The organism is Endozoicomonas sp. SESOKO3, from assembly GCF_024606255.1.
Map to the genome: position 1 here is coordinate 1 of NZ_JAHHPR010000255.1, position 2,059 is coordinate 2,059.

Below are 2,059 nucleotides of genomic sequence, written 5' to 3' on the forward strand. Positions count from 1 at the left end.
AGTGTCTCTCGGATCGTTGATGATTTTGGCAAGAGCTTTCGATAACTGAAGTTTCCTATCAGGTTGTCGGAACAAAAGCACCCCGGCGTTGGAGGTGATGCCGCCACCAGTAAAATCAGCCTGAACCTGTCGTGATTTACAGCGTGGAAAATGAGCGATATTGGAGGTACAATTTGTCATGGGCGATTTGGTAGTTATTGTCGGTGTAAGCAACTGAATTATAAAAAAACCATCTCGCCCTTCTTCTTTATCGTGCAATATGCAGGTTAGCCGTCATAACAACATCGAGATGTATCGTAATGACAGGAATAGTAGATCTTGAAAGACTTCTGGAAAGTATGAGTCCTGTGTTAGTTGAAGGTGAGTTTGTATTTTGCAATGTAACAGGTCAACTGTCCGAATATATACTTAAATCCACTTGCTACTTTCACTGAATTAGAGGGCTTAACATTGGTTTTATCCAAAAGCTCTGCAGAAAATGCTGACATTAGTTTTGAAAATACCTACAAGCAAATCACTTTAACTGTGCATTCAAGCTTAGAGGCTGTTGGGTTAACTGCAATAATATCAAACAAACTTGCGTCAAAAGGTATCAGTGCGAATGTAATTGCAGCATATTTTCATGATCATGTTTTTGTTCAATCGGAAAAGGCGCAAGCCGCATTGGCTGCTCTGCACGAAATATCGGGGAAAAACGGCTAACAAGTTCAGTCAAAGGGATGTGAATCTCCCCCGTTTTAGTGGACACTCAAATCTAACTGAAACGGTGACCACGTGCCTGCTTATCAAACTGGGAAAAAACTCGCCAGTACACCAGCGTATTTAAAGTGTCGCCTGTTAGAATGACCATTGGACTCAACAAAATGGTAAAGGATGTCGTTGAGCTCTCGACATTCATCCCTATATGTTGTTTCGTTGGCGCAAGGAATATTTTGAGAGACAGCTCGTGGCTGATGAGCGCAAAGTTAAGTCAACTCCATCTGATGTACATTCCGAGCAAGGCCAGCTGCGCCAGTTGAAAGAACGGATTGCCGAACTTGAACTGGAGAATGACCTGCTAAAAAAATGGCAAAGGTTCCTTGCGGAACAACGCAGGAAAAATTCTCGTTCATAGCCCGCTTTAAGGATCGCTTTGGCGTTCAGAGGCTTTGTCAGAGGTTCAATGTATCCAGGAGTGGTTTATATGCCTGGAATATCAGAACCCCTGGTATCCGACAGCAGTCTGACGTGAAGCTGTTAAAGCGAATTACTGCCCTGTTTAAAAAATATAAAGGTCGCTATGGCAGCCCCAGACTCTTCAAGACTCTCAGACTGCAAGGCATTTGTGTGAGCAGAAAATGCGTTGAACGCATGATGATAAACGCAGGTCTGGTGGGTCGTAAAACACGCATCTATCGAAGAAACCATTGTCGCCCCGTGTGGACGAGCCTGCAAAAAACGTCCGCAAAGACCTCGCCAAACCCACAGCTATCAATCAGTATTGGGTCGGAGATGTGACATACATAAAAGTGCGAGGGCAGTGGTGTTATATGGCTGTTGTTATCGACCTCTACTCCCGCAGTGTGCTTGGCTAGTCACTTAAAAATCATCGAATCGCCAAGCTAACCAGAGTAGCCTTGTTGATGGCCGTCCGAAAACGTCGACCTGAGCTATGGCTGGTGTTCCACATTGACAGGGGCGTTGAGTATCGTGCCACAGAGATACAGAGACTGCATAAACGCTATGGCTTTATTGCCAGTATGAATCGACCTGGGCGTTGTAGTGATAATGCTGTAATTGAGTCCTTTTTTCATACCTTGAAGGGGGAGCTCGTGACCGAAGAGACGTTCTGGAATATCCATCATCTTCGAGATGCTATAGCAGGGCACATTCAGCATTTTTACAATCGAGCTCGATTACACTCAGGTTGCTAATTCTATAACTGCTACTACTCTAAAGATTTTAAGATTGACTGAGGTTAAAGGTCGATGAAACGTCAGTATTTATTAACTTTCTTACTCTCTTTATTAGTGTTTCAACTAATTGGCCAGTAGCGATGTCTTTAACGATAACTAATTCT

The 2,059-nt window shown here is 43.6% G+C and carries 6 protein-coding genes and 1 pseudogene; 5 read left to right on the forward strand and 2 right to left on the reverse strand.

All coding sequences use genetic code 11. The annotated features are described in order from the left end of the window. Positions 1 to 180 (reverse strand): transposase (locus tag KDK18_RS04635; protein WP_257253537.1); only part of this gene is annotated, 180 nt, incomplete at its 3' end. A 158-nt stretch (positions 181 to 338) separates the two neighbouring features. Between KDK18_RS04635 and KDK18_RS14660 the strand changes: the two are divergent. The 4 genes and pseudogenes from KDK18_RS14660 to KDK18_RS14665 form a co-directional block, all read left to right on the forward strand. Continuing rightward, positions 339 to 447: pseudogene (locus KDK18_RS14660) on the forward strand (ACT domain-containing protein); the annotation flags it as partial. 3 nt (positions 448 to 450) lie between these two features. Further along, positions 451 to 702, forward strand: a complete 252-nt coding sequence (locus KDK18_RS04640) for an ACT domain-containing protein (RefSeq protein ID WP_257253540.1) — start codon at positions 451 to 453, stop codon at positions 700 to 702. A gap of 363 nt (positions 703 to 1,065) precedes the next feature. Beyond that, the gene (locus KDK18_RS04645; protein WP_257253543.1) at positions 1,066 to 1,497 is read left to right on the forward strand and encodes an IS3 family transposase; all 432 of its coding nucleotides are present in this window, start codon (positions 1,066 to 1,068) and stop codon (positions 1,495 to 1,497) included. An 11-nt stretch (positions 1,498 to 1,508) separates the two neighbouring features. Further along, on the forward strand, positions 1,509 to 1,574 hold the full coding sequence (locus tag KDK18_RS14665) for a hypothetical protein (protein WP_368736446.1): 66 nt from the start codon (positions 1,509 to 1,511) through the stop codon (positions 1,572 to 1,574). Positions 1,575 to 1,649: 75 nt separating this feature from the next. On the opposite strand, the gene KDK18_RS04650 is transcribed toward KDK18_RS14665, so the two are convergent. Next, positions 1,650 to 1,793, reverse strand: coding sequence for a hypothetical protein (locus tag KDK18_RS04650; RefSeq protein WP_257253544.1), 144 nt, complete (start codon positions 1,791 to 1,793; stop codon positions 1,650 to 1,652). On the opposite strand from KDK18_RS04650, the gene KDK18_RS14670 reads away from it, so the two are divergent. Further along, positions 1,740 to 1,913, forward strand: coding sequence for an integrase core domain-containing protein (locus KDK18_RS14670; RefSeq protein WP_373691145.1), 174 nt, complete (start codon positions 1,740 to 1,742; stop codon positions 1,911 to 1,913). The two genes, KDK18_RS04650 and KDK18_RS14670, sit on opposite strands and share 54 nt — an antisense overlap. Positions 1,914 to 2,059 lie beyond the last annotated feature (146 nt).

Coding starts and splice junctions, on each gene's coding strand:
- KDK18_RS04650 (WP_257253544.1), bottom strand. CDS start 1,793: ATGAAAAAAGGACTCAATTACAGCATTATCACTACAACGCCCAGGTCG.
- KDK18_RS04645 (WP_257253543.1), top strand. CDS start 1,066: ATGGCAAAGGTTCCTTGCGGAACAACGCAGGAAAAATTCTCGTTCATA.
- KDK18_RS14670 (WP_373691145.1), top strand. CDS start 1,740: ATGAATCGACCTGGGCGTTGTAGTGATAATGCTGTAATTGAGTCCTTT.